The following is an 18,673-nucleotide window of genomic DNA, read 5'->3' on the forward strand; positions in this document are numbered from 1 at the left end:
ATTGAAGTCTAAGCGATAATTTTCAGGTTTACCTTGACCTTAAATACCTTAGGCACTCAAAATGATGATAGTTTTTAGTACATGACCAGTAAAGGCGAACATTTAATGAACCAGTCTGATGATTTAGAATACCAACTTGATACTTTAGCCATTCGTACCGGACACACTCGTAGTTTTGAAGGTGAGCATGGCGAACCAATTTTTTTGACTTCATCTTTTGTATATGAAAACGCTGCTGAAGCAGCTGCAAAATTTTCTGGTCAGGTTCAAGGAAATATCTATTCTCGTTTTACTAATCCGACTGTATCGATGTTCGAAAAACGTTTAGCAGCTTTAGATGGGGCTGAACGTGCCGTGGCTACAAGCTCAGGTATGGGAGCAATTCTATCGATTGCGATGGCGTATCTAAAAGCAGGTGATCATGTTATTTGCTCAAGAGCAGTTTTTGGTTCTATTGTTGCTTTATTTGAAAAATACATTGCCAAATTTGGTGTAGATATCACATTTGTTGATCTACGCGATTTAGATGCATGGAAAAATGCAGTACGTCCAGAAACTAAACTATTATTTGTTGAGTCACCGTCTAATCCATTAGCTGAAATCGCAGATATCCAAGCACTTGCAGATATTGCGCATGCAAATGGCGCATTACTTGCTGTTGACAATAGTTTCTGTACACCTGTTTTACAGCAACCGTTAAAGTTGGGTGCAGATCTCGTGATTTACTCTGCGACTAAATATTTAGATGGTCAAGGCCGTGCGTTAGGTGGCGCAGTGGTAGGTAAACATCAACTCCTAGAAGAAGTTTTTAGCGTAGTGCGTACTTTAGGACCATCTATGAGTCCGTTTAATGCATGGGTTTTCTTAAAAGGATTAGAAACCTTACGTTTACGTATGAAAGCGCACTGTGAAAATGCTCAAAAACTTGCCGAGTGGTTGTCTACCCATGAAAAAGTAGAAAAGGTCTATTATGGCGGGCTTCCAACTCATGAAGGTCATGAACTTGCAGCAAAACAGCAAAATGGCTTTGGCGGGATTGTTTCTTTTGTAGTTAAAGGTGAGCGTGAAGGCGCATGGAAGGTTATTGATAACACCAAATTTATTTCTATCACGGGTAATTTAGGTGATGTGAAATCAACAATTACGCATCCTGCTACAACCACACACGGCAAACTTTCTGCTGAAGCAAAACAAGCTGCTGGTATTGAAGAAGGCTTAATCCGCGTTTCGGTTGGCTTAGAAGATATTAACGATATTATTGGTGATATCTCACGTGGATTAGATTTGATCTAATAAAATTTATATATCTAAGAATTAAGCCACACTCATTTTAGTGTGGCTTTACTTTAAGGGAAGTTACTCACAAACAACGATTGAAATAAAAAAGCTACATTTTGTTGTAAATGAATTAAAAATCACAACGTATAAAAGTTCTAAATTTAATAAAAATAACAAAGTGAGTTTTTAACCATGCTTAAGCCTATAATTATTTTAGTTGCTATAGGGGCAATTGGTTTGGTTGGATACAAAGTATTTGCCCAAAAGGATGAACCGACTCAAATTAACGAAACTGTTTTATTGATTAATGATGCAAATAAATCAGTTGAAGAAGCTGATCATACAATAGAAAAAGCGAATGCCTCTTTTCAGAAAATTCCTTTAAATGAATATAAACCCGACAATAGCACCCTCCAAGCTTCGCAGTAGCTTAACTTAAATTTTAGAACCGGCCTTCACAGTAAAAAGTTTCGTATAGAAAGCTTTAAATGGATGAGTTACCTAAAAGAGTTTCATAGATACCAATAGAAAACATTAATTTATTGTGTCAGAATTGCGGATTAATTTTGATTTAAACGTACTGACCTCAATGATCTTACTGATCGATAGGGGCGTTCAAAGAGTTTAAGTTCCGAAGTGTTATATGACTATCAATAATACTTGAAATATTTGATAGAGATACGGAGTTAGGTTTATGAATATCAATATGCTCATGCAGCAAGCGCAGCGCATGCAAAAAGATATGGAATCAAATATAAAAAAGGCTAAAGAAGAGCTTGCTCAAACTGAAGTACACGCTGAAGCGGGCGGTGGTTTAGTTAAAGTAACAATGACTGGCCGTTATATCGTAAAACGTATCGAAATTAATCCAGAATTACTTCAAGACGAACCAGACATGATTGAAGATTTAATCGCAGCTGCGGTGAATGATGCTGTGCGTCAAGCTGAAGTAGTTTCTGAAGAAAAAATGCAAAAAGCTAACTCAGGTATGGGTTTACCTCCTGGTTTAGCAGGCATGTTCTAAGGAAAATCAGTGTTTAGCGATAGATTTGAACAACTCGTTCAAGCTTTACGTATTTTGCCTAGCGTTGGACCGAAGTCGGCCCAACGTATGGCTTTACATCTCTTGATGAAAAATCGTGAAGGTGCATTTGCTTTAGCACATGCTCTACATGAAGCATCAAGTTATATTCATGAATGTAGTGTTTGCCACTCTTTAACAGAGCATGAAATTTGTGATATTTGCGCTTCAACAGAAAGAGATGACCAGTTGCTTTGTGTAGTTGAGTCTCCGGCAGATGTTATGGCAATCGAGCAAAGTGGTAGTTTTCGTGGCAAATACCATGTGTTGGGTGGGCACCTTTCTCCATTAGATGGAATCGGGCCAGAAGAAATAGGTATTCCTTATCTAATCCAACGTTTAAGCCAAGGTACGATCGAAGAAGTCATTTTGGCAACTAATGCTACTGTGGAAGGTCAGGCGACAGCGCATTATTTGGTTGAAGCGACGAAGCATTTACCTATTCACATGACACGTATTGCTCAAGGCGTACCACAAGGTGGCGAGCTTGAATATGTGGATAGCCATACCTTAAGTCAGGCTGTTCATAACCGTATGCGTATGAAATAAGTACCTCGGTGCTTATTTCAAATATTTTTTGAATAATATCGTATTATTAAAAAATCTTTTAAAAGACAAAAACATATTTTTAAAAATGACTCAGTGAATATATAAATTAAAAAAAAGCTTTTGTAAAAAATAAACATTTAGAAGGACATTAAATTTGAAAAATTTAAAATAATGATCAAAAAATTATCTCTTTTTTGGAAAATTGTTCAAAAATAGACTATTCATCAAGGATTCAGTAGCATTTTTCTAATCCTATGTTATATATACCAGAGTTTAAAGCACTCTTTGCATTTACTTGAGAAAGCATGTTTCAGTTTATCCAACAGCAAACCGAATTGGTTGATGTTCTTCAACAAATGGATCAATGTTCAACTTATGGGCTTGATACAGAATTTATTAAGGTTGATACCCTTTGGCCTAAACTTGGAGTATGTCAAGTCAATGTCAACGGAAATGTATATTTGCTGGATGGAGTGTCTTTAGATTTAAGCGAGTTTTGGAAAAAAATCTTTCTTGCTCAACAAAATATTTTTCATGCATGTGGTGAAGATATTGATTTAATCTATCACTATGCCGATGAACAAAACCTATTAAATGTTTTTGATACTCAAGTTGGATTATCCTTTTTGGGACATGGTTTACAAGTAAGTTATCAAGGTGCATTAAAGCTTTGTTTAGAGATTGATATTGAAAAGGATCAGACTCGATCAGACTGGTTGGCACGTCCTTTATCTCCGCAACAGCTATGCTATGCGGCAAATGATGTTTTATACCTTATGCAATTGGCTAACCATATTAAAGATCAGCTTAAACAAAAAGGGCTTTATGAGTATGTTCTTGAGGATTGTAGTAGCTTAACCAAAGAAATTATTAGTGAAACACCAACCCCATTGTTATATACAGATGTGGGTAATTATCGTCATTCACGCCGCCAATTAATGCAATTGCAAAATTTAAGTGAGTGGCGTGAAGAGGTGGTTAGAGCAACAAACCAGCCACGTAGTTTTATCCTTAGAAATTCGACGATGATTGATTTAGTCGAAAAAAATCCACGCAATAGTTTCCAATTATCTCAAGTAAAAGATATTCGTCCGAATGTTGTCCGTGAATACGGTAAGATTATTCTTGATCTTTTAAAAGACTTACCTGTTGAAGGACACTGGCCAGCTAAAATTGCTAAACCTTTTAAAATTACATCCAAAGAAACCCTAAATAAAATGGATGCATTGATTGCTAAAGCGATAGAACAAACCTCTATACCAAAAGAAGTTTTACTTCGTAAGAAATGGTTAAATGCGATTCATCAGCATGTGCTTACTAAAGGTGATGAACAGGATCTCCCAGATTATTTATTGGGTTGGCGCTATGAGCTTTTAACTAAGCCGCTTATTCAGTTATTTAAAGAAGAGAAAGCCAATCTTTTATTTTAGGTTTATGTATTAAGAAAAATTTTCAGTTAAATTGAATTTTAAGATTCAAAATAACTTATCTGATTAATAACTGATCATTTGGTGTTCGTTAATATAACTTTAAAATAAAGTCATTTAATAAGTTAGCCTTTATAAGATTAACTTTTTGTTTAGTTTGAGTTTACATTTTACTGATTTTATAAAGTTTAAATTATAAAAAGATGATTTAATCTTAATTATAGAAAGTCATGCTGAATTAAATTAACTTTATTAATGAGAAAAATTCAATTGTGTATATATACAGGTCTGTATATTCTTGGTAGCAAGAAAAACAATTTCAAAATAAACAATATATAACTATAAGTTTGTTTCGGTGCAGAAATATAGAGGCCTTCTCGGGGAGAGGAGGCCTCTAATTTTATATATGGAGGTGTAAAAAGTTTTTAAAATCAATAATAAGCTAATATTGAGATCAATTTTTTTATGTTATAAATGAAAACTACTAATAATTAGAGATATAAATATGACGAATAATTTTAATGCTGAACAGGCAAGAAAAAATGCGAAAGACGTAAAAATAGATCAAGCACTATTGTTAGAAAAAATTTTATCTGGAACCGAGGAAATCTCGAAAGAAGGTAAACGACGGGCAGTTTTTCAATTTCCAATAGATGCTTTGCATCCTGAACATATCACACAGGTAGAGGAAGAGTTAAAAATACGAGGTTTTAATGTTTCAACCAATATTGAGCAATCTGGTACAACAGTCAATATTGAAGTCAGTTTCTAAGCTTTTGTTTAATGAAAACGCCCATAGTTTTGGGCGTTTTTTATAATTTTTTACAATCTAAATTTATAATAATCAACATATTGTTTGACAGGTTTATCCTTCTTCTGTAGCTTTACTTTTTGAGTGGAATATGGATATGAACTTCCAAACAATACTTTCATCTTTCAAAAATCAATCTACTGCTACAGATGCATTTAAGAATTTAAAAAGTGCCTGTGAACACCATCTCAAACATTCATCACACCTAAACGAAAAAGCTGTAATTTATCTCATTTATGGGTTTGCCCGTAGTTATGTCATCTTATATGAAGATGAAGCGGTAACTACCGAGTTCGCTCAAGCTTCGAAAGAAATGTTAGTGAATTACATGAATCGCTTAAATGAAGCCTTACGTACTCAAGATGACCATATAATCTTAAATACTCTAAATCAGGTAAGTAATGATTATATGCAAGGCTCAAGAATCTTTTAATGCTTGCGTTAACATGTTGATAAGATACTTCTTTAGTCATAGGCCAACTAAAGAAGTATCCAGTGGTAGTTTTAATGTGATTTTTTCTTGCCGCCGCCATCTTGTTTATTGACGGTAGACCATGCAATACGTTCAGCTTCTTCTTGAGAATGACCTCTATCTACTTCACTCTCAACAATATGTTTCGCCTGACGTTTTTGTTTTGCTGTATAAGATGATTTGTCGCCACGAGACATAGCATAGACCTCCATATTTTCTTTTAAGATCTTCTATTATTGAATCATATTAAAAATCAAAAACGGTTAAATAATGTCTTATCCTGTATACATAAGTTGAATCTTATTTAGAGCTTATTTAACTTTATACTTAACCGTAAATTTATAAAATTCAATAAATTAAATCAAAGCTAGTCTGCTTTAGTTCAAATTTTATTGTTTTTAAAATGTAAAATTTTTATTTTATAAAAGTCGACAAAAAGATTTTTTATGTAAAATTAAAGAGTTAATGAAGGTTGAAAATTTAAAACTTTGGAAAATTAAAAGTTATTTATCGACCTTAATGATTGTTGTAGGTTAATATTTCGCAAGAAAAGAAAAAACGACTGATGCGTAAACAAACCTGCGTGTGTCTGTCGTTTTTTTTCATGTATGCTGTCCTTAGTTCAAGAGTTGATTTGAAATGCACTGTGATATTTATAGATCGAGCAAAAAAGATGAAATGTACATTTATATTGCTCGTCCAAACTATCCTGATGAAACGGAGCAAGCCGATCCGTTTGAAAAAGTTCCAGAAGCTGTTTTACAAGCCTTTGGCCGTGCAACATTTGTCATGCATTTAGAATTGGCTCCAACACGTAAATTAGCGCGTGTAAATGTTTTACATGTTCTAGACTCATTACAAACAAAAGGCTTCTTTATTCAGATGCCGCCAGAAGGGTTAATTAACCCAAATGCAGTTGAACCAGAGGGCTTACGTGGTGCGTGAAGATCAAGCTGGAATTTTAAATCAATTACTTTCTTCTCTCGATGCAATTCCTGAAGAGATTATTGCTTTAACAGCTTATGGCGTTGGCGCTATTATTGCCTTGTGGTGCTGGTGGCGTTTAATGCGCCGCTTACCTACCACTTTGGGCGCAATAAGCTGGTTAGTTGTTTTTGCTATTTTGGTGACACCGACTGTTTCGGAAGGGCCTAATGCATCTGTAGCGCCAGCTATTTTTGGACTACTATTTGGTGTTTTAACTAAAGACAGTCCTTTAATCTGGTCAAATTTATCCTTAATTCTGTTTGTAATCGGTCTAGGTTTGGTTATTGGCTATTGTTGGTCAAAATATATAACAAACAAAAGCATGCGTTCCATCTAACCATTGAAATAGAAAAATAAGGTCTCTACATGTCTGCTGATACCCAACATTTTACCGGTACAGATCAATATATCGCGACTGATAGTCTTAAACTTGCTGTAAAAGCAGCTCGTGCTTTGCAAAAGCCTTTATTGGTTAAAGGTGAGCCGGGTACAGGTAAGACTTTACTTGCCGAGCAAGTGGCAGAAAGTCTTGGTTTAAAACTCATTACTTGGCACATCAAGTCAACGACTAAGGCACAGCAAGGCTTATATGAATACGATGCTGTGTCTCGTTTGCGTGATAGCCAACTTGGTGATGATCGTATTTACGATATTAAGAACTATATTAAGCCCGGTAAACTGTGGGAAGCTTTCACCAGTGAAGAGCGCTGTGTGCTTTTAATTGATGAAATTGATAAGGCAGACATTGAATTTCCAAATGACCTGTTACATGAACTTGATAAAATGTCTTTTTATGTTTATGAAACAGGCGAAACAATTACGGCTACTCAACGTCCAATCGTAATTATTACTTCAAATAATGAAAAAGAATTACCAGATGCTTTCTTGCGTCGCTGTTTCTTCCATTACATTGAGTTCCCAGATGAAGCAACGATGCGCGAAATTATCTCGGTACATTTCCCGAATATCTCTGCAACTTTGGTAAATGAAGCGCTTCAAGTTTTCTTCAAGCTCCGTGAAATTCCTAACTTGAAGAAACCACCATCTACATCTGAACTGATCGATTGGTTGAGTCTGCTTATGGCAGATGATATGCCTGAAGATGTACTACGTAATCGAGATACATCAAAAGCTATTCCACCTTTGTATGGCGCACTCATTAAAAACGAACAAGATGTGCAACTGCTTGAACGTTTGGCTTTCATGTCGCGACGTTAAAGGAGGGAATAACCCATGTTTGTGCGGTTATTTTACACCTTACGAAAATATGGTGTTCCAGTCACGACTCGTGAACTGATTGACTTAAATCGTGCAGTAAGCGAAGGGCTAGTTTTTGCCGATCAAGAAGATTTCTATCAACTTGCTAAAACCATTTTAGTTAAAGATGAACGTTTTTTTGATAAGTTCGATCGTGCCATGAAAGATTACTTTGATGGCATAGAAACCTTTGATATTGATGAGTTACTCAAGCAAGTCCATAAACTTCCAAAAGACTGGTTCGACTTAGAACTTCTAGAAAAGCATTTAACACCAGAGCAAAGAGCTGAACTTCAAAAAGCAGGTTCTTTAGAAGAACTGATGAAAATGCTAGAAGAGCGTTTACGTGAACAGCATAAAAAACATCAAGGTGGTAACCGTATGGTTGGCACGGGTGGAACTTCACCTTTTGGTGCTTTTGGTGACCATCCGGAAGGCGTCAGAATTGGTGGGCCGGGCCGTAAACGTTCAGCGGTTAAAGTTTGGGAACAGCGTAAATACCAAAATCTAGATGATGACCAAGTTCTTGGTACCCGCCAAATGCAAATTGCTTTACGACGTTTACGTAAATTTGCAAGACAAGGTGCTGCCGAAGAGTTAGACGTTGACGGTACAATCCGTGAAACGGCCAAGCAGGGTATTCTTGACGTTCAAATGGTGCCAGAGCGTCGAAATCGAATCAAAGTGCTCATGTTGTTTGATGTAGGCGGTTCGATGGATGCACACATTGCCCAATGTGAAAAGTTATTTAGCGCAGCTAAAACAGAATTTAAAACGCTTGAATACTTTTATTTTCATAACTGTCTTTATGACTATGTTTGGAAAGATAATTACCGAAGAACAGCGACCCGCATGAATACGTGGGATTTGTTTCATACTTACGGACGTGACTATCGTGTAATTGTCGTAGGTGATGCCAGTATGGCACCGTATGAGCTGAAATCGGTAGGTGGCTCGGTTGAATATATGAATGATGAAACAGGTGAGGTTTGGTTGCGTCGCCTACGTCAACATTTTGATAAAACAGCATGGTTAAACCCTGAAACTGAAGGGTATTGGCATTACACTCAAACTATTGGTTGGATTAAAGAGATTTTTGAAAACCACATGTATCCAATGACTCTAAAAGGCATTGAGGACTTAACGCGTTACCTTTCTCGATAAACTTGATAACTTTAATAATTTAAAAAGAGGGATGATATGCAACATCAAATTAATGGTATTGCTTTACCAAATGAACAAGGATTTTTTGGTGAGTATGGAGGTCAGTTTATTCCTCCGCATTTAAAAGAAGCAATGGATGAAATTAATGTTGCTTATGAAGAAATTCGCCATACACCAGAATTTCAAAATGAATTAGCAGACCTCTTTGCAAATTATGTCGGCCGTCCAAGTCCTTTATTTCATGCAAAACGCCTTTCAGAACAGTTAGGTGGCGCACAAATTTATTTAAAGCGTGAAGACTTAAATCATACCGGTGCCCACAAAATTAACCACTGTTTAGGTGAGGCTTTACTTGCTAAGTATATGGGCAAAAAGAAAGTCATTGCCGAAACGGGTGCGGGTCAACATGGGGTTGCTTTAGCAACTGCTTGTGCTCTAGTGGGTATTCCATGTGAGATCCACATGGGTCAAGTTGATATTGAAAAAGAACATCCAAATGTGGTCAAAATGAAAATTTTGGGCGCTCATTTGGTGTCAGTAACTCGCGGTACAGCAACCTTAAAAGATGCGGTTGATAGCGCGTTTGAAGAATATTTAAAAGATCCTAAAAATTTTATTTATGCGATTGGTTCTGTGGTTGGTCCACATCCATTTCCTAAAATGGTTCGAGATTTTCAATCAATTATTGGTAAGGAAATTAAAGAGCAGACGCATCAACGATTTGGTAAAAAACCAGATTATGTTGTCGCATGTGTCGGTGGCGGTTCAAATGCAATCGGTGCGTTTACAGCTTTTTTAAACGATTCAGATGTGAAACTTGTAGGAGTTGAACCTGCTGGGCATGGGCTAGATACAAATATGCATTCGGCAACCCTAACATTAGGTAAACCAAGCCAAATTCATGGTATGGCATGTTATGTTCTTGAAAATGAGGCTGGTGAACCTTTACCTGTGCATTCTATCGCTTCAGGATTGGACTATCCTGGTGTTGGGCCACAACATAGTTTCTTAAAAGATTTAGGCCGTGTGGAATATAGCACTGCAACTGACCAAGAATGTTTAGATGCGTTTATGACCTTATCACGAGTTGAAGGTATTGTTCCTGCGCTTGAAAGCTCACATGCTGTCGCATGGGCAATACGTGAAGCGTCAAAGCTGCCGAAAGAAACCATGATCGTGGTGAATCTATCGGGTCGTGGCGATAAAGATTCTGATTATGTGGCAGAAAAACTTAAGCTTTAAACTAAATATACTTAAAGAGCGGCCCATTTCGAAAGGCCGCTTTTTTATTTTATAGACTAAATTTTACCCTACTTAAAAGTTCATTATTTCTTAATTAAAACAAAGTATTTTGTTTTTGAGCCATGACTGTTCGAGATAGATATGTAAAACACTGGTTCACAAGGCAAAGCGTTGCTTTGCACTACCTCACTCAGTAGAATAGTCACTTTGCAAAATTTGCCTTTGGAGACGCCTAAGTGGAGCGACCGACGATTAGCCCTGAACATTTACAGGAAGCTGCTGAAAATTTATCAACAATTCGAGATTTTATTCGTTTTGGGGTGTCAGCATTACGTCAATATGATGCACATTTAGGACAAGGTACTGAAGATTATTTCGCAGAAAGCTCTGCATTAGTTTTACAAACCTTATCTCTTGAATGGTCAGCAGATTCAGAGATTTTAGATGCGAAGCTTTTACCGAGTGAAAAAGCAGAATTCTTAAGCTTGTTGGAACGCCGTATTAATGAGCGTATTCCGACTTCTTATTTATTAAATTTAGCTTATTTCTTTAATAAGCCATTTTATGTGGATGAGCGCGTACTTATTCCTCGCTCACCAATTGCAGAGTTAATTGAGCAACGTTTTGCGCCATATTGTTTAGATGAAAATGGCCAAATGCGTGAAGCGCTTAATAACTTACCAGAAAATACCAAGCCTAAAACTCCACAACGTATTTTAGATATGTGTACAGGTTCTGGCTGTATTGCGGTAGCTTTAGCTTATGCTTATCCAGATGCAGAAGTAGATGCAACAGACATCTCTAAAGAAGCTTTAGAAGTAGCATCAATTAACGTTGAACATCACAATAAACAATACCAAGTTGCATTACTTGAGTCGGATTTATTTGAAAAAATTCCAGCTGAAAACCAATACGATTTAATTGTAAGTAACCCTCCGTATGTTGATGCCGAAGACATGGCTGACTTGCCGGAAGAGTTTTTACATGAACCTGAACTTGCATTAGCAGCAGGTCAGGATGGTTTAGACCTGGTTCGTAAAATGCTTGCTCAAGCGGCAGATTACTTAACGGAAGATGGTCTTATTGTTATTGAAGTCGGTAACTCTGAATGGGCAATGCGCCAAAACTTTAATACAGTTGATTTCAACTGGCTTACTTTCCAAAAAGGTGGTTCAGGTATTTTTGCTTTGACTGCTGAACAATGTCGTCGTTATAGAAAATTATTTGAAGAACAAGTTTAAGGAGTTGGACATATGGCAGGGAACAGTATTGGACAACTCTTTCGTGTGACTACATGCGGTGAATCGCATGGGGTTGGTTTAATGGCAATTGTTGATGGAGTGCCACCAGGCCTTGCATTAACCGAAGAAGATTTGCAAAAAGATCTGGATCGCCGTAAGCCGGGAACCTCGAAATTTGCGACTCAGCGTAAAGAGCCTGATCAGGTTGAAATCATTTCGGGTGTGTTTGAGGGTAAAACTACTGGTACGCCAATTGGTTTACTCATTCGCAATACAGACCAAAAATCGAAAGATTATGGAAATATTGCACAAACTTTTAGACCGGGTCACGCAGATTACACTTATACGCAAAAGTATGGTTTCCGCGACTATCGTGGTGGTGGCCGTTCAAGTGCTCGTGAAACTGCTATGCGTGTTGCAGCTGGTGCTATTGCGAAGAAATATTTAGCAGAAAAATTTGGTGTTCTGATCCGCGGTCATGTGACTCAAATTGGTAATGAAGTTGCTGAAAAACTAGATTGGAATGAAGTTCCAAATAATCCATTTTTCTGTGGCGATGTAGATGCTGTTCCTCGTTTTGAAGCATTGGTTACGTCTTTACGTGAACAAGGTACAAGTTGTGGTGCTAAGTTAGAAATTTTAGCCGAAAAAGTTCCTGTAGGTTGGGGTGAGCCTGTCTTTGATCGTTTAGATGCTGATATTGCACATGCAATGATGAGTATCAATGCGGTTAAAGGTGTTGAAATTGGTGATGGTTTTGCTGTAGCAGGACAGTTCGGACATGAAACACGTGACGAATTGACTAGCCATGGTTTTCTAGCAAATCATGCTGGTGGTATTTTAGGTGGTATTTCAAGTGGCCAGACCATTCGTGTGGCGATTGCACTAAAACCAACAGCAAGTATTACTACTCCGGGTAAAACGATTAACTTAAATCGTGAAGATACTGATGTGTTAACTAAAGGCCGTCATGACCCGTGCGTGGGCGTTCGAGCAACTCCAATTGCGGAAGCAATGTTGGCAATTGTACTAATGGATCATTTCTTACGCCACCGTGCTCAAAACGCGGATGTTGTTCCTCCATTTGCGCCAATTGAACCATAGTTAGTTCTAATCAGCGTATTAAAAAAGCCACATAATCAAAATTATGTGGCTTTTCTATTTTTATTGAAATCACATGATTACCTTAAAAAAATAAATCATTAAGTTAGATCTACAATTTGTTCTTCATTCAAGGCAATTTGATATTGATTACGGCCATTTGTTTTTGCCTGATAGAGCGCATGATCAGCACGACTAACAAAAGCAGAAATTGAATCATTTAAACGTGGAATTGTGGTCGCCACGCCAACACTAATAGTTACGTATGGTGAAACACTACTACATGGATGAACAATAGCAATTTTCTTAATTGCATTCATTAATCTTTCGGCCTGAATTTTGGCTTGTTGTACATTTGTCATCGGGAACAAAAGTAAGAATTCTTCACCGCCATAACGGGCAACCAAATCGCCACTACGAGCAGCAATTGAGGAAATTGCAGTCGCAATATCTTTTAAACACTGATCACCCTTGAGATGGCCTAAGCTATCGTTATATAGTTTAAAGAAGTCTATATCAACCATCATAATAGTAAGAGGAGTCTCATGGCGTAATGCGCGTCGCCATTCATTATCAAGTGTTTCATCAAGATAACGTCGGTTAGCAAGTCCGGTTAAAGCATCTTGTTGAGAAAGCAGTGACAGTTGTTGAGCTTGTTGCATGAGTTCAATACGGTTGAGCTCAATCATACAGTTTTGTAAATAGTTTTCACGGTGCTGACGGTCCGTAGCATAGGCAAGGGTCATGCCTAAGAAACTACTAAACGTATATGTACGGTTCAGGAAGGTCCAGTCTATGTCTCCGTTCAAATAGGTACTTACCAAAATACCAATAAGACCGCCGACCCATCCTGCAATAATGGCAGTATAAAAACGCATGCCTACCGCACCATAGATAATCACAATGGCATACATCATTGCAGCATGAAAAAGTACATTATCTTGGCCATTTTCTAAAACGTTAATTAAGATAAATGTTATGGCAACGGCAGCGGAAGAACCAATTCCTACATAATAATCAAACCACTGATTTAATTTTTTAATAAATGATAAAATCCAGGCGATTAAAACAATTATGCCTACCCAAGAATAATAGCTTAACCAGGATAAAACTTGTTCGGTTGGTAAAACTTGGTATATACCAAAGCTTAAAAATAAATATAATATTAAAATAATAGGTGCTCTATAGCGAAACTCATAGGCTGCACCATTTTGATATTGAAAACGATATATCGTTTCAAGTTGCTTTGGAAACCACACGAAATTTAATCCGCGTGTGGTTAATAAATCTATTTGTTCCTGTCCCAATATATTGGAACCTTGCAACTTCATAATTAATGCTCTCTATATTGGAAGTTGGCATAAAATGAGACTTGTTTTATTAAAGTTCCATCTAAAAGTATTGGTTATATAATGTGTGGTTTATTTAAAATAATAATACAGATTTTTTAAAAAAGTAATGATTTTTACGCCCCCTAATTGTGATAAAAATCACGACATTTCAATGATTAGCGTCACAATTATCTAAAGATTCGAAACCTTTGAGAAAAAATTACAAATGGTCGATTAAAGATTGTATCTTTATCATTTTCGGATAGACTTATAGCCGTGAAGTACAGATGATTGCTGTCATATAAATAGGAAAATTAGCAATGACTGCTCTAAATCAATATGGAATGAGTTTAGAAATTACGCCGCATAATGGATGGTCTCAGCGGTTTTGGGAGGATCTTTTACCAGTGAAGGAGCGGGTGAGTAAACATCCGTTTTTTACTGAAATGGCCAATGGGGGATTGAGCCTAGAAAGTTTCCGTTATGCTTTACTTAACTTCTATCCATTGGTAGCGCATTTCCCGTCATATATGGCTGGTGCGTTAGCTAAAGCAACTGCTTTTGCAGAACCTGGCGTTACTGAAACAAGAGATTGGTTAATTCAAAATATTAAGGTCGAAGAGCGCCATTTACAGTGGTATCGGGATTGGGCTAGAGGTTTTGGATTAACGGTAGAACAACTCGATAGTGTTCGCCCACCAGCTTCGATGAATGCGGTGAATCATTTTCTTTGGAATATGAGTCACCGTGGCAACTTGGCTGAATGTTTAGCTGCGACCAATTTGGCAATTGAATGGGCGACAGGTGACTGGTCTATTCAAGTCTATAAAGGCATACATGCTTATACGGATCATCCGGAAGTTACCATTGATAAGCGTTCTTTAGCCTGGTTACGTGCACATGCTCATTATGATGATTTACATCCTTATGAAGCCATGGAGCTGATTAAACGTTTGTGTAATGAACGTCCTGATTGGCAGCAAAAAGCATTTCATGCGGCGGAAGAAGGGCTGCGGTATTATGAATTAGCTTTAGACGATTGCTATAGAGTACAGCTTCAAGCCTCTGCTTGATCTCATCTTAAAAAGGGAGAATATTCTACATATTCTCCCTTTTATTTTATTCAAGCAATTTTAAGAGCTTTGCCCGATAAGGTGTTTCTTCAGGCAGAAGCTCAAGTAAGCGTTCAACGGCATCAACACGGTCGGGAACACGGCTAACCACACGTAATAGTTGGTCTACATCATCAATTTGATAAATCACATGACTCAAGCGGGCATCAAAGCAATCTCTCCAAGCACACAAAAATGGACTTTCTGACTTGGCTAAAAAACTACCTCTATACAGTGTTAAAGTGGTTGCAGTAAAACCTAAGTTTAGTGCTTGCTCAGCCATGAGAAAGTCACATTGAATTTCACAGTTAAGTCTATATGGTCGTGACTCGATCACATCGGGAATCAGGTTTCGAAGCTGTGAGAGCTCAGCTTTTAGTGTAGTGGTACTCACTGGTCGATCGCCATATAAGGCATAGTGAAGCTCTTCTAAGTTTATGCCTTCCGGACATAAAGCAAGAATACATAAAATTTCGATTTGGCGCTGCGTGAGTGTCAAGCCATGTTGATTGTATTGAACCTTAGGCGTGCCTAGCGCCTTAATATATAAAATGTTCTTTTGATGAAGTTGAATGGCTTGTTTTACAATATCGGCGCAGCGTTCAACAGCTAAAATTCCAAGTGAATTATGCTTTTGATATTTAGTTGATAAGTTCATAATGCCATAAAACTGGCCTGTATTTGCGTCAGTGATTGGGGCTGCATAACATACCCAGTCTCTAACGCTGTTCATCTGGTTTTCATGTGAATAAACACAGCTTGCAGAATGTGTATTTAGGGCAAGACCAATTGCATTTTGACCAACTGCTTGAGTTGACCATTGCCCACCTTCAACAAAATGGACTTGTTCAGCAGATGAACGCATAGGTGTACTACTCCATGTCCAGAGTAAAGTACCGTGAGGGTCAGTCACCCCAATTGCCATATCTGCATCTTCAGCAATGTGCATCAAATTTCTATGGCACTCTTGGATTGAACGACCAAATAAGGAATGTTGCCATTCCTGATCTAGATCAAATATAGGAGCCGCATCTAGATCGAGTGACGGCTTTTTTCCTAAACAAGGTGTTTCAGAGATTGTTTCCGGTCTAAAGAAAGACGGAAGGTTGTCTGTAGAAGGCAATAATAATTGTTTTGACATATCCATATCGAAGTTCCTTTATCGTTGAAATGGCGTATCCGTGGCCGCTCAACAGGTTTAGCTTTCTTATTGTGACTATTTCCTCGTTATTTCATTTACCTTAAATAATTTTAAACGGTTTGACTATTATCCTATTGGGTAAGTTTTGTTATTTCGCCTCGCCCTATGACAAAACATCCTCTCTTGAAAATGGCTTTGGTGCAGATTCACCGAAATATTGCCGATCGGCAAAATAGCTAGAACGGACCATTGGCGCACTCCAGATATTTTTAAAGCCTAAACGCTGGCCATGCTGAGTGTATCTTTCAAATTCTTGTAAATTCACAAACCGGTGAATAGGGGCATGTGATTTAGAGGGCTGTAAATATTGTCCAATAGTCACTAAATCTACATCATGATCTTTTAAATCGTTGAGTAGAGCAATAACCTCAGCTTCAATTTCTCCTAGCCCTACCATTAGGCCGCATTTAGTTTTGATATCAGGACAGTATTTTTTAAAACGTTTTAATAAATTTAACGAATGCTGATAGTCCGAACCGGGGCGCATCGCTTTATATAAACGCGGCACTGTCTCAATATTATGATTAAACACATCTGGTGGTGATAAGCTTAATGTAGAGAGTGCTGTTTCTAAACGGCCACGAAAGTCCGGAACTAAAATTTCAATCAGCGTATCTGGACAACGGTTTCTGATTTCTTCAATACACTTCACAAAATGTGCTGCACCACCATCGTGTAGATCATCACGGTCTACAGAGGTAATGACTACATATTTTAAGTTTAGGTTAGCGACCGTCTCAGCTAGATGTTTAGGTTCATTTTCATCTAAAGGCATTGGACGACCATGTGCTACATCGCAGAAAGGGCAACGTCTTGTACAAATATCTCCCATAATCATAAATGTTGCCGTACCACCACCAAAACATTCAGGTAGATTTGGACATGCGGCTTCTTCGCAAACACTATGTAGCTTTTGTTGGCGTAATAAATTTTTGATACGTTGAATTTCTTCGAAATCAGTTATTTTTGCTCGAATCCATTCAGGCTTTTTAGGTAATTCTTCGGTAGGTAAAATTTTAATAGGAATACGAGAAACTTTATCTATTCCTCTTAACTTAATACCTGTCTCTATTTGCCTTTTTAAGTCCATATATAAAATTCCATTTTATATTAAATAAATTTGCAACTAGACTAGTTATAATAAAAAACCTTATTTCTATAAATAAGAAATAAAGAATTTATTAATGCGTGTAGTGCACAGCAAATATTATAAATTAATAAAGGTTGGTTAAAGGTTTGTTTTACAAGTATATGAAATGAATTAAAATTTTTTAATTTTATTTTTGCGGTGTAAGTTTGTGATAAATAAAAATTAATAGCTAAAAAACTTATTTAAAACTTTTTAGTCTAATAGCATATTAAATTAAATTGAGCTTTATTATTTATAGCGAAATATATAACACTCGCTGAAACTTGGTTGATTTTTAATAATCAAGATAATAAAGGAAAAGGATATGCAATTAACGGAAGAGCAATTACTCGCAGCGTATAAACGCATGCGTGATATTCGTGAATTTGAAGATCGACTTCATGAAGAAAATACCAATGGTGATATTCCAGGCTTTATTCACTTATATAGCGGAGAAGAAGCTGTAGCAGTCGGGATTTGCGAAAACTTAACCGACAAAGACTATATCACTTCAACACACCGTGGACATGGACACTGTATTGTAAAAGGCTGTGATATTCACGCCATGATGCTGGAAATTTTCGGTAAAGATGACGGACTATGCCGTGGAAAAGGCGGTTCTATGCATATTGCCGATTTAGATAAAGGTATGCTCGGTGCCAACGGAATTGTGGGTGGTGGACCTCCTTTAGCTATTGGTGCGGCGTTGACAGCGAAAACCTTAAAGACTGGTGGTGTCGGACTGTCTTTTACAGGTGACGGCGGTTCAAACCAAGGTCTTACTTTTGAAGCAATGAACATGGCGGTTGTTCTTAAACTTCCAGTCATTTTCGTATTCGAAAATAACGGTTTTGGTGAAGGTACTGGTCATGATTACGCAGTAGGAAGTAAAGACATTGCTGGTCGTGCAGCAGGCTTTGGTTTACCGGCAGTTAAAGTTGATGGTACAGACTTCTTTGCCGTCTATGAAGCCGCTCAAACTGCCATTGAACGCGCGCGCCGTGGTGAAGGTCCAAGTGTGATTGAAACCATCACAAACCGTTTTTATGGCCACTTCGAAGGTGATCCTGGCTTGATTCGTTCTAAAGAAGAAGTCGAGTTCATCAAAGAAAATAAAGATCCTTTGAAAATTTTCCGAGAAAAAGTCAAAGGCAAAATTGATGAAGCCAAACTAGACGAGATTGATGCAGCTTCAAAGGCAAATGTTGATGATGCCGTTGCTAAAGCCCGTGCTGCGGCATATCCGAAACCAGAACAACTCCTTACTGACGTCTATGTCTCTTACTAAAG

General features: G+C 37.4%; 20 protein-coding genes. 16 read left to right on the forward strand and 4 right to left on the reverse strand.

What is annotated here, in order from left to right:
• Positions 1-105: 105 nt before the first annotated feature.
• The 7 genes from R5R67_RS06170 (at position 106) to R5R67_RS06200 (ending at position 5,579) form a co-directional block, all read left to right on the forward strand.
• On the forward strand, positions 106-1,293 hold the full coding sequence (locus tag R5R67_RS06170) for an O-succinylhomoserine sulfhydrylase (RefSeq protein WP_002077867.1): 1,188 nt from the start codon (positions 106-108) through the stop codon (positions 1,291-1,293).
• A gap of 177 nt (positions 1,294-1,470) precedes the next feature.
• Positions 1,471-1,707, forward strand: coding sequence for a hypothetical protein (locus R5R67_RS06175; RefSeq protein WP_000917295.1), 237 nt, complete (start codon positions 1,471-1,473; stop codon positions 1,705-1,707).
• 265 nt (positions 1,708-1,972) lie between these two features.
• Positions 1,973-2,302: a YbaB/EbfC family nucleoid-associated protein gene (locus R5R67_RS06180; RefSeq protein ID WP_001024697.1), complete on the forward strand. Its 330-nt coding sequence runs from the start codon at positions 1,973-1,975 to the stop codon at positions 2,300-2,302.
• 9 nt (positions 2,303-2,311) lie between these two features.
• Complete coding sequence (gene recR / locus R5R67_RS06185; protein ID WP_000490551.1) at positions 2,312-2,908, forward strand: recombination mediator RecR; 597 nt, start codon at positions 2,312-2,314, stop codon at positions 2,906-2,908.
• 305 nt (positions 2,909-3,213) lie between these two features.
• On the forward strand, positions 3,214-4,338 hold the full coding sequence (locus R5R67_RS06190) for a ribonuclease D (protein WP_000486119.1): 1,125 nt from the start codon (positions 3,214-3,216) through the stop codon (positions 4,336-4,338).
• Positions 4,339-4,840: 502 nt separating this feature from the next.
• Positions 4,841-5,107, forward strand: coding sequence for a hypothetical protein (locus R5R67_RS06195; protein ID WP_000183702.1), 267 nt, complete (start codon positions 4,841-4,843; stop codon positions 5,105-5,107).
• A gap of 130 nt (positions 5,108-5,237) precedes the next feature.
• Complete coding sequence (locus tag R5R67_RS06200; protein WP_000367431.1) at positions 5,238-5,579, forward strand: hypothetical protein; 342 nt, start codon at positions 5,238-5,240, stop codon at positions 5,577-5,579.
• 71 nt (positions 5,580-5,650) lie between these two features.
• Here the strand turns inward: R5R67_RS06200 and R5R67_RS06205 are convergent, their stop codons facing one another.
• Positions 5,651-5,815: a hypothetical protein gene (locus R5R67_RS06205; protein WP_000086293.1), complete on the reverse strand. Its 165-nt coding sequence runs from the start codon at positions 5,813-5,815 to the stop codon at positions 5,651-5,653.
• A gap of 442 nt (positions 5,816-6,257) precedes the next feature.
• Between R5R67_RS06205 and R5R67_RS06210 the strand changes: the two genes are divergently transcribed.
• The 7 genes from R5R67_RS06210 (at position 6,258) to aroC (ending at position 12,613) form a co-directional block, all read left to right on the forward strand.
• Positions 6,258-6,563 carry a YcgL domain-containing protein gene (locus R5R67_RS06210; protein WP_000543500.1) on the forward strand — a complete coding sequence of 102 codons (306 nt, stop codon included), beginning with the start codon at positions 6,258-6,260 and terminating at the stop codon, positions 6,561-6,563.
• Positions 6,556-6,942 (forward strand): hypothetical protein, encoded by a 387-nt coding sequence (locus R5R67_RS06215; RefSeq protein WP_001206390.1) that lies wholly within the window; start codon positions 6,556-6,558, stop codon positions 6,940-6,942. The genes R5R67_RS06210 and R5R67_RS06215 overlap by 8 nt, the downstream gene beginning before the upstream one ends.
• 29 nt (positions 6,943-6,971) lie before the next feature.
• Positions 6,972-7,823 carry an AAA family ATPase gene (locus tag R5R67_RS06220; RefSeq protein WP_001271632.1) on the forward strand — a complete coding sequence of 284 codons (852 nt, stop codon included), beginning with the start codon at positions 6,972-6,974 and terminating at the stop codon, positions 7,821-7,823.
• A 15-nt stretch (positions 7,824-7,838) separates the two neighbouring features.
• Positions 7,839-9,026, forward strand: coding sequence for a vWA domain-containing protein (locus R5R67_RS06225; RefSeq protein ID WP_000498051.1), 1,188 nt, complete (start codon positions 7,839-7,841; stop codon positions 9,024-9,026).
• 36 nt (positions 9,027-9,062) lie between these two features.
• Positions 9,063-10,268 (forward strand): tryptophan synthase subunit beta, encoded by a 1,206-nt coding sequence (gene trpB, locus R5R67_RS06230; protein WP_001164634.1) that lies wholly within the window; start codon positions 9,063-9,065, stop codon positions 10,266-10,268.
• Between the two features lie 236 nt (positions 10,269-10,504).
• Positions 10,505-11,509: a 50S ribosomal protein L3 N(5)-glutamine methyltransferase gene (gene prmB, locus R5R67_RS06235; protein WP_000441019.1), complete on the forward strand. Its 1,005-nt coding sequence runs from the start codon at positions 10,505-10,507 to the stop codon at positions 11,507-11,509.
• 12 nt (positions 11,510-11,521) lie between these two features.
• Positions 11,522-12,613, forward strand: coding sequence for a chorismate synthase (gene aroC, locus R5R67_RS06240; protein WP_000918444.1), 1,092 nt, complete (start codon positions 11,522-11,524; stop codon positions 12,611-12,613).
• A 98-nt stretch (positions 12,614-12,711) separates the two neighbouring features.
• Here the strand turns inward: aroC and R5R67_RS06245 are convergent, their stop codons facing one another.
• Positions 12,712-13,941 carry a GGDEF domain-containing protein gene (locus R5R67_RS06245; protein WP_000775753.1) on the reverse strand — a complete coding sequence of 410 codons (1,230 nt, stop codon included), beginning with the start codon at positions 13,939-13,941 and terminating at the stop codon, positions 12,712-12,714.
• A gap of 320 nt (positions 13,942-14,261) precedes the next feature.
• Here R5R67_RS06245 and R5R67_RS06250 point away from each other — a divergent pair, with 320 nt between their 5' ends.
• Positions 14,262-15,014, forward strand: coding sequence for a TenA family transcriptional regulator (locus R5R67_RS06250; RefSeq protein WP_000126114.1), 753 nt, complete (start codon positions 14,262-14,264; stop codon positions 15,012-15,014).
• Between the two features lie 46 nt (positions 15,015-15,060).
• Here R5R67_RS06250 and R5R67_RS06255 read toward each other — a convergent pair whose 3' ends face one another.
• Both R5R67_RS06255 and lipA read right to left on the reverse strand, forming a co-directional pair.
• Positions 15,061-16,200: a helix-turn-helix domain-containing protein gene (locus R5R67_RS06255; RefSeq protein WP_000367591.1), complete on the reverse strand. Its 1,140-nt coding sequence runs from the start codon at positions 16,198-16,200 to the stop codon at positions 15,061-15,063.
• A gap of 157 nt (positions 16,201-16,357) precedes the next feature.
• The gene (gene lipA, locus R5R67_RS06260; protein WP_000364555.1) at positions 16,358-17,344 is read right to left on the reverse strand and encodes a lipoyl synthase; all 987 of its coding nucleotides are present in this window, start codon (positions 17,342-17,344) and stop codon (positions 16,358-16,360) included.
• Positions 17,345-17,708: 364 nt separating this feature from the next.
• Here lipA and R5R67_RS06265 point away from each other — a divergent pair, with 364 nt between their 5' ends.
• Positions 17,709-18,671, forward strand: a complete 963-nt coding sequence (locus R5R67_RS06265; protein WP_318754785.1) for a thiamine pyrophosphate-dependent dehydrogenase E1 component subunit alpha — start codon at positions 17,709-17,711, stop codon at positions 18,669-18,671.
• Positions 18,672-18,673: the final 2 nt, after the last annotated feature.

Origin of the sequence: Acinetobacter sp. OYA S30 (assembly GCF_033599315.1) — a bacterium.
GTDB lineage: Bacteria > Pseudomonadota > Gammaproteobacteria > Pseudomonadales > Moraxellaceae > Acinetobacter > Acinetobacter baumannii.